This window comes from Mycobacterium sp. E802 (assembly GCF_001666875.1).
GTDB lineage: Bacteria > Actinomycetota > Actinomycetes > Mycobacteriales > Mycobacteriaceae > Mycobacterium.
The window spans coordinates 19351-27152 of sequence record NZ_LZJD01000050.1; the positions used below are offsets into that span (position 1 = coordinate 19351).

The following is a 7802-nucleotide window of genomic DNA, read 5'->3' on the forward strand; positions in this document are numbered from 1 at the left end:
GCGGGTGCACATGGTCGGGATCGGGGGAGCCGGGATGTCGGGTGTGGCCCGCATCCTGCTGGACCGTGGCGGGCTGGTCTCGGGATCGGACGCCAAGGAGTCACGCGGCGTGGTCGCGTTGCGGGCCCGCGGTGCCGAGATCCGGATCGGCCATGACGCGGCGTCACTGGATCTGTTGCCGGGTGGGCCGACCGCTGTGGTCACCACCCACGCGGCAATCCCCAAGACGAATCCGGAACTGGTCGAGGCTCGGCGCCGGGGAATCCCGGTGATCCTGCGGCCGGTGGTGCTGGCCAAGTTGATGGCCGGCTACACCACGGTGATGGTGACCGGAACCCACGGCAAGACCACCACCACGTCGATGCTCATCGTGGCGTTGCAGCACAGCGGTTTCGATCCGTCGTTCGCCGTCGGCGGAGAGTTGGGTGAGGCAGGGACCAATGCCCACCACGGCAGTGGGACATGCTTTGTCGCCGAGGCCGACGAGAGCGACGGCTCGCTGCTGGAGTACACCCCGAATGTCGCGGTGGTCACCAACATCGAGGCCGACCATCTGGACTTCTTCGGTAGCGAGCAGGCCTACACAGAGGTCTTCTCCGCCTTCGTCGACCGCATCGCACCCGGTGGTGCGCTCGTGGTGTGTACCGACGATCCGGGATCTGCGACTCTCGCCGAACATACTGCGGCACTGGGAATCCGGGTCTTGCGCTACGGCAGCTCCCCGGCCGATGACCTGGCGGGCACCCTGCTGAATTGGGAGCAACAGGGGACCGGTGCGGTGGCCCACATCCAACTCGCCGGTGAGCCGCATCCGCGGGCGATCCGCCTGGCGGTACCGGGCCGGCACATGGCGCTCAATGCGCTGGCGGCGTTGCTGGCCGCCATCGAGGTGGGCGCGTCGGCGGAAACCGTGCTCGACGGGCTGGCCGAATTCGAGGGCGTGCGACGGCGTTTCGAGCTGGTGGGTTCGACGGCCGGGGTTCGGGTCTTCGATGACTACGCGCACCATCCCACCGAGGTGCGGGCCACGCTGGAGGCCGCTCGTTCCGTCGTGGCCCAGACGGGTGGCCGGGTCCTCGTCGCGTTCCAGCCCCACTTGTATTCGCGCACCGCGACTTTCGCGACCGAGTTCGGCGCCGCACTCAGTGCCGCCGACGAGGTCTTCGTCCTTGACGTCTACGGTGCGCGCGAGCAGCCGCTGCCCGGGATCAGTGGCGCCACGGTCGCCGAACATGTCACCTCGACAGTCACCTACGTGCCCGATTTCTCGGCGGTGGCAGCGACGGTGGCAGCTGCGGCCCGCTCCGGGGATGTGGTGCTCACCATGGGCGCCGGCGATGTCACGATGCTCGGCCAGGAGATCCTGACCGAGCTCGGAATCAAGGCCAACCGCAGCGCCCCGGGCCGTTCGTCCTCGGAGTCGCCGTGACCGAGGCGGGTCCCGGCGGTCCCGACGAGGTGACCGAGGTTCCCGGCGAGGCGGACACCACGCCTTCCGCGGCCGACCCCGACTCGCCGCCCGCGGAGGGCTCCGACTCGCCGCCCGCGGGAGAACCCGACTACGAGGGCCCCCGCCGCCGGGCCCGCCGTGAGCGCGCCGAGCGCCGTGCCGCGCGGGACCGCGCGATGGCCATCGAGCAGGCTCGCCGCGAGGCCAAGCGCCGGATCGGTCAATCTGCAGATGCGCCGAATACGGTGGCCCGCAGCACTGTTCGCGGTCTCAAGGTGCTGCTGTGGACCGCGCTGGCAAGCGTGGTGGCGGTGGCGCTGGGCCTGGTGCTGTATTTCACGCCGGTGATGTCGGCCCGCACCGTGGCGGTCACGGGTGCGGCCGCGGTGCCCACGGAGCAGGTGTTGGCGGCCGCGGCGGTGGCGCCGGGCACGCCGCTGTTGCAGATCGACACGGACGCGGTCGCCGAGCGCGTCGCCGCCATCCGGCGTATCGCCACCGCACGGGTGCAGCGGGAGTACCCGTCGACCCTGCGGATCACCGTGGTCGAGCGAGTCCCGGTGGTGGTCAAGGATTATCCGGACGGGCCGCATCTGTTCGACCGCGACGGCGTCGACTTCGCCACCGAGCCGCCTCCGCCCACACTGCCGTATCTCGATACCGACCATCCCGGCCCCAAGGACCCGGCCACCAAGGCCGCCCTCGAAGTGATGCTGGCCTTGCCGCCGGATGTGGTCGCCCAGGTCGGCCGGATCGCCGCGCCATCGGTGGCCTCGATCGCGTTGACGCTCACCGATGGCCGAGTCGTGGTGTGGGGGACCAACGACCGGACCGAGGAAAAGGCGTTGAAGTTGGCCGCCCTGTTGACCCAGCCGGGCCACACCTACGACGTCTCGAGCCCGGATCTGCCCACGGTGAAGTAGACCGCCCGCGAAGAGATTCGGGTCTTCGGCAGAAATTGCCGCACGCGCGTCGGCGCGCCTGCCACGATCGGCGCCGTTGGCCCCCTACCGTTCTGTTTGCGCGGAACTACTTGACATAACTCTAAGCCTATGGTTGAGGTTGAGGGTTTGCTCGGGAGGATTCGGCGTCAGAAGCACTGTGAACACCCGACTTGGGAGGAAGACCACGATGACCCCCCCGCATAACTACCTCGCGGTAATCAAGGTGGTTGGTATCGGCGGCGGCGGTGTCAACGCCGTCAACCGGATGATCGAACAGGGCCTCAAGGGCGTCGAGTTCATCGCTATCAACACCGACGCACAGGCACTGCTGATGAGTGACGCCGACGTCAAGCTCGATGTCGGGCGTGACTCCACCCGTGGCCTCGGTGCCGGGGCGGATCCCGAGGTGGGCCGTAAGGCAGCCGAGGACGCCAAGGACGACATCGAAGAGCTGCTGCGCGGCGCCGACATGGTGTTCGTCACCGCCGGTGAGGGCGGCGGTACCGGAACCGGCGGCGCGCCGGTGGTGGCGTCGATCGCCCGCAAGCTCGGTGCACTCACCGTCGGCGTGGTGACGCGGCCGTTCTCGTTCGAGGGCAAGCGCCGAAGCAACCAGGCCGAGAACGGTATCCAGACGCTGCGCGAGAGCTGCGACACCCTCATCGTCATCCCCAACGACCGGCTGCTGCAGATGGGTGATGCCGCAGTGTCGTTGATGGACGCCTTCCGCAGCGCCGACGAGGTGCTGCTCAACGGCGTTCAGGGCATCACCGATCTGATCACCACGCCCGGGTTGATCAACGTCGACTTCGCCGACGTCAAAGGCGTGATGAGCGGGGCGGGTACCGCGTTGATGGGCATCGGCTCGGCGCGCGGTGACGGCCGGGCACTCAAGGCCGCCGAGATCGCGATCAACTCGCCGCTGCTGGAAGCCTCAATGGAGGGTGCCCAGGGTGTGCTGCTGTCGGTGGCCGGCGGTAGTGATCTGGGCCTGTTCGAGATCAACGAGGCCGCCTCGCTCGTGCAGGACGCGGCGCACCCCGAGGCCAACATCATCTTCGGCACCGTGATCGACGACTCGCTGGGTGACGAGGTGCGGGTCACGGTCATCGCCGCCGGATTCGACAGTGCGGGGCCGAGCCGTAAGCCGGTGGTCAGCCCGAGCGCGGCGCAGACCCAGCCGATCGCCACGGCGCGGGCGGGCAAGGTGACGACGTCGCTGTTCGAGCCGACGGACGCGGCGAGCGTGCCGGCGCACACCAATGGCGCCACCGTCAGTGTCGGCGGGGACGGAGACGGCGGGATCTCCGACGACGATGTCGACGTGCCGCCGTTCATGCGGCACTGACCCGGGCTTCACGGGCGGTTCGGATACTGGGATCGTGAGTGTGCGTATTCGCCGGGTGACCACCACCCGGGCCGGCGGTGTCTCGGCGCCCCCGTTCGATTCGTTCAACCTTGGCGATCACGTCGGTGACGATCCGGCCGCCGTGGCCCAGAACCGTCGTCGGCTGGCCGCCGCTGTGGGCGCCGATGCGTTGGTGTGGATGAATCAGGTGCACAGTGATCACGTCGTCACGGTGGACGGTCCGCACCGGGGCGCGGTCGAAAATACCGATGCATTGGTGACGTCGCGGCCGGGTTTGGCTTTGGTGGTGGTGACCGCTGATTGTGTGCCGGTATTAATGGGCGATGCCCGGGCCGGCGTGGTGGCCGCCGTTCATGCCGGACGGGTGGGTGCACAAAAAGGCATCGTCGCGCGGACGGTCGAGGCCATGGTGGCCGCCGGCGCACATGTCGGGGATATCTCGGTACTGCTCGGGCCCGCGGTCAGCGGCGCCAACTACGAGGTGCCCGAATCGATGGCCGCCGATGTCGAGGCGGCGCTGCCCGGGTCGCGCACCACCACCTCCCGCGGTACGCCCGGGTTGGATCTGCGGGCCGGAATCGCCCGGCAGCTAACGGGTTTGGGCGTCACCGCGATCGACGTCGACCCGAGGTGCACGGTTGCCGACCGGGCGCTGTTCAGCCATCGCCGCGACGCGCCGACCGGACGGCTGGCGAGTGTGGTGTGGATGGAGCCGAGCCGATGAACCGATCACAGAAAGAAAGCCGAGTGGATCGCGAGTGAGCCCGAGATGAGCACCGTGCAGCGCGGGCGTGATGCCGACCGGACGGCCGAATTGACCGCCGCGCTCGGTGCGGCGCGGGCACGTTTGGCGCGGGCGGCAGAATCGGCCGGAAGAAATGTCAATGACATCGAATTACTGCCGATTACAAAATACTTTCCGGCCTCCGATGTCATTATTCTGAACCAATTAGGGTGTCTGGCATTTGGTGAATCCCGCGAACAAGAGGCCGCCAATAAAGTCGCGGCGGTTCGCGAGAAATTGCCGGAGGCGCCGATTCGCTGGCACATGGTGGGGCGCATCCAGCGGAACAAGGCGCGGGCCGTCGCGGGGTGGGCGCATACCGCGCACTCGGTGGACAGCATGCGTCTGTTGACCGCACTGGACCGGGCGGCGAGCGAGGCGCTGTCGGCCGGCACGCGGAGCGCGCCGTTGCGGGTCTACATCCAGATCAGCCTCGACGGGGATACCGCACGCGGCGGCGTCGATGTGAACGACGGGGCGCTGGTCGACGAGATCTGCGGCTCAGCGAACGCCGCCACGGGTCTGGAGTTCATCGGGTTGATGGGCGTCCCGCCGCTGGAGTCCGACCCGGACGACGCTTTTTCCCGGCTGGCCGCCGAGCGGGACCGGGTGCAGCGCGACTACCAGCACCGGCTGGAACTGTCGGCCGGGATGTCCGGCGACCTCGACATCGCCGTCAAACATGGATCGACGTGTGTGCGTGTCGGAACCGCGATCCTGGGGCAACGCCCGCTAACGTCACCCGCAGTAGTCACACCAGTCACATCTTCATCACAAACATCACCACCCCCACGGTCAGCAGAAGGGTCGCCGAGATGAGCACACTGCACAAGGTCAAGGCCTACTTCGGCATGGCGCCGATGGAGGACTACGACGACGAGTACTACGAGGACGACGAGCGCGCGCCCCGCAGCTACGCCCGTCGCCCCCGTGACGAGCGGTTCGAAGAGGACAGCTACGGCTACGAGGGTCCCGAGTACGACGACGGCCCGGCCTACCGCGGTGGCTATGCCGGCGGTTTCGCCGACGAGCAGCGGTTCGAGCCGCGGATGCGCGGGCCCCGTGAATTCGACCGGGCGGCACCGCGTTTGGGCGCGCTGCGCGGCAGCACCCGTGGTGCGCTGGCAATGGACCCGCGTCGGATGGCCGAGCTCTTCGAGGCGGGCAGCCCGTTGTCGAAGATCACCACGTTGCGGCCCAAGGACTACAGCGAGGCCCGCACCATCGGTGAGCGGTTCCGTGACGGCACCCCGGTGATCATGGACCTGGTCTCGATGGACAACGCCGACGCCAAGCGCCTGGTCGACTTCGCCGCCGGCCTGGCGTTCGCCCTGCGTGGCTCGTTCGACAAGGTGGCCACCAAGGTCTTCCTGTTGTCGCCGGCCGACGTCGACGTCAGCGCCGAGGAGCGCCGCCGGATCGCCGAGGCCGGTTTCTACTCCTATCAGTAGGCCCCGACATACGTCGCGTCGACGTCGCCGCGTGCCCGATCGGCCCACCGGGCCCGGGTAGGCTGGCGGCGTCGCACTACCGGTTGACCACGTCGTCTGTGTGAGATGTGTCCGGCCTACGGCGACCTGTATCCAATGTCACACATCCTGCTGTAGTGAGGTCGGCTCAGTTGTCGCTGTTTTTCGAAATCCTCGGTTTCGCGCTGTTCATCTTTTGGCTGCTGCTCATCGCACGCGTCGTCGTCGAGTTCATCCGATCGTTCAGCCGTGACTGGCACCCCAGGGGTCTGACCGTCGTGGTGCTGGAGCTGATCATGACCGTCACCGACCCGCCCGTGAAACTGCTGCGGCGGCTCATTCCCCAGCTCACGATAGGCGCGGTCCGCTTCGATCTGTCGATCATGGTGCTGCTGCTCGCGGCGTTCATCGGCATGCAGCTGGCGTTCAACGCGGCCATGTAGATGTGAGTAGATCCGCTGCGTGCGCTCTCGATTCGAGCAGCTCCGGGCGTTTGCCGGACGCGCCGCAAATGCGTAAGAAGATTGAAATTCGTTCTTAAAAATAGGCCTCCACTGCAACCGCCGGGTCTGGTGTGACAGGATGGACGCCAGTTGCGTTCAAGCAAGGCTTTACACTTTTAGATCGGTTGACAGTCCAAGACTTCAAGGGGGCAGACAATGCCGCTCACACCAGCGGACGTCCATAACGTCGCGTTCAGCAAGCCGCCCATCGGCAAACGTGGCTACAACGAGGACGAGGTCGATGCCTTTCTCGATCTGGTTGAGAACGAACTGACTCGGCTCATCGAGGAGAACGCCGATCTTCGGCAGCGGGTATCCGAGCTCGATTCCGAGCTGGCCTCGGCGCGTGCCGGTGGCGGCGCTGCGTCCAGCCAGTCCATCCCGGTCTACGAGCCGGAGCCCGAGCCCACTCCGGCGCCCCAGCCGGTGTACGAGGCCCCGCCGGCACCGGCCGCCCCCGCCGCGGCGCCGAGCGAGGACACCGCCGTGCGTGCCGCCCGCGTGCTCAGCCTGGCCCAGGACACCGCCGATCGCCTGACCTCCACGGCGAAGGCCGAGTCGGAGAAGCTGCTCTCGGATGCCCGCGCCCAGGCCGACGCCATGGTCAGCGATGCCCGCAAGACCGCCGAGACCACGGTCTCGGAAGCCCGTCAGCGCGCCGACGCGATGCTGGCCGATGCGCAGACCCGGTCCGAGACCCAGCTGCGTCAGGCCCAGGAGAAGGCCGACGCGCTGCAGGCCGACGCCGAGCGCAAGCACTCCGAGATCATGGGCACGATCAACCAGCAGCGCACGGTCCTGGAGGGCCGCCTGGAGCAGCTGCGCACGTTCGAGCGTGAATACCGGACCCGCCTGAAGACCTACCTGGAGTCGCAGCTCGAGGAGCTGGGCCAGCGCGGTTCGGCCGCACCGGTGGATTCCAGTGCCAACAACGACTCCGCCGGAGGATTCAGCCAGTTCAACCGCGGCAACAACTGACCGTCCGTCTGGCTTCTCGACACAGTCGTGAACCGGCCCGATCTCGGGGCCACCACACCTTAGGGTTGAACGATGTTGATCATTGCGCTCGTGCTTGCCGTCATCGGCCTGGCCGCGCTGGTGACCGCGGTGGTCACCAGCAATGAGTTGATCGCCTGGGTCTGTATCGGTGCCAGCGTGATAGGCGTGTTGCTGCTGATCGTCGACGCCGTGCGGGAACGTTCGCGCGGCGCCAAAGCTGACGACGACACCGCATCAGCCGATGAGGCGGACGCGGGGGAGATCACCGAGTCGTTCGAAGCGGT

Annotated in this window: 9 protein-coding genes; all 9 read left to right on the top strand. The window is 67.5% G+C overall.

What is annotated here, in order from left to right; translation table 11 throughout:
* Positions 1-10 precede the first annotated feature (10 nt).
* Positions 11-1429: a UDP-N-acetylmuramate--L-alanine ligase gene (murC, locus tag A5699_RS07605; protein WP_369806672.1), complete on the top strand. Its 1419-nt coding sequence runs from the start codon at positions 11-13 to the stop codon at positions 1427-1429.
* Entirely contained in the window at positions 1426-2373 is a 948-nt protein-coding gene (locus A5699_RS07610) for a cell division protein FtsQ/DivIB (protein ID WP_369806671.1), read from the top strand. The genes murC and A5699_RS07610 overlap by 4 nt, the downstream gene beginning before the upstream one ends.
* Before the next feature lie 208 nt (positions 2374-2581).
* The gene (ftsZ, locus tag A5699_RS07615; RefSeq protein ID WP_067767768.1) at positions 2582-3742 is read left to right on the top strand and encodes a cell division protein FtsZ; all 1161 of its coding nucleotides are present in this window, start codon (positions 2582-2584) and stop codon (positions 3740-3742) included.
* 34 nt (positions 3743-3776) lie between these two features.
* Positions 3777-4487 (top strand): peptidoglycan editing factor PgeF, encoded by a 711-nt coding sequence (pgeF, locus tag A5699_RS07620; RefSeq protein WP_142254117.1) that lies wholly within the window; start codon positions 3777-3779, stop codon positions 4485-4487.
* 45 nt (positions 4488-4532) lie between these two features.
* Positions 4533-5366 (top strand): YggS family pyridoxal phosphate-dependent enzyme, encoded by an 834-nt coding sequence (locus A5699_RS07625; protein ID WP_067767774.1) that lies wholly within the window; start codon positions 4533-4535, stop codon positions 5364-5366.
* Positions 5363-5998 carry a cell division protein SepF gene (locus tag A5699_RS07630; RefSeq protein ID WP_067767777.1) on the top strand — a complete coding sequence of 212 codons (636 nt, stop codon included), beginning with the start codon at positions 5363-5365 and terminating at the stop codon, positions 5996-5998. The genes A5699_RS07625 and A5699_RS07630 overlap by 4 nt, the downstream gene beginning before the upstream one ends.
* A gap of 170 nt (positions 5999-6168) precedes the next feature.
* Positions 6169-6459 carry a YggT family protein gene (locus A5699_RS07635; RefSeq protein WP_067767780.1) on the top strand — a complete coding sequence of 97 codons (291 nt, stop codon included), beginning with the start codon at positions 6169-6171 and terminating at the stop codon, positions 6457-6459.
* A gap of 216 nt (positions 6460-6675) precedes the next feature.
* Positions 6676-7497, top strand: a complete 822-nt coding sequence (locus A5699_RS07640) for a DivIVA domain-containing protein (RefSeq protein ID WP_067767783.1) — start codon at positions 6676-6678, stop codon at positions 7495-7497.
* Positions 7498-7569: 72 nt separating this feature from the next.
* Positions 7570-7802: hypothetical protein (locus A5699_RS07645; RefSeq protein ID WP_067767786.1), on the top strand; the 233-nt coding region annotated here is incomplete at its 3' end.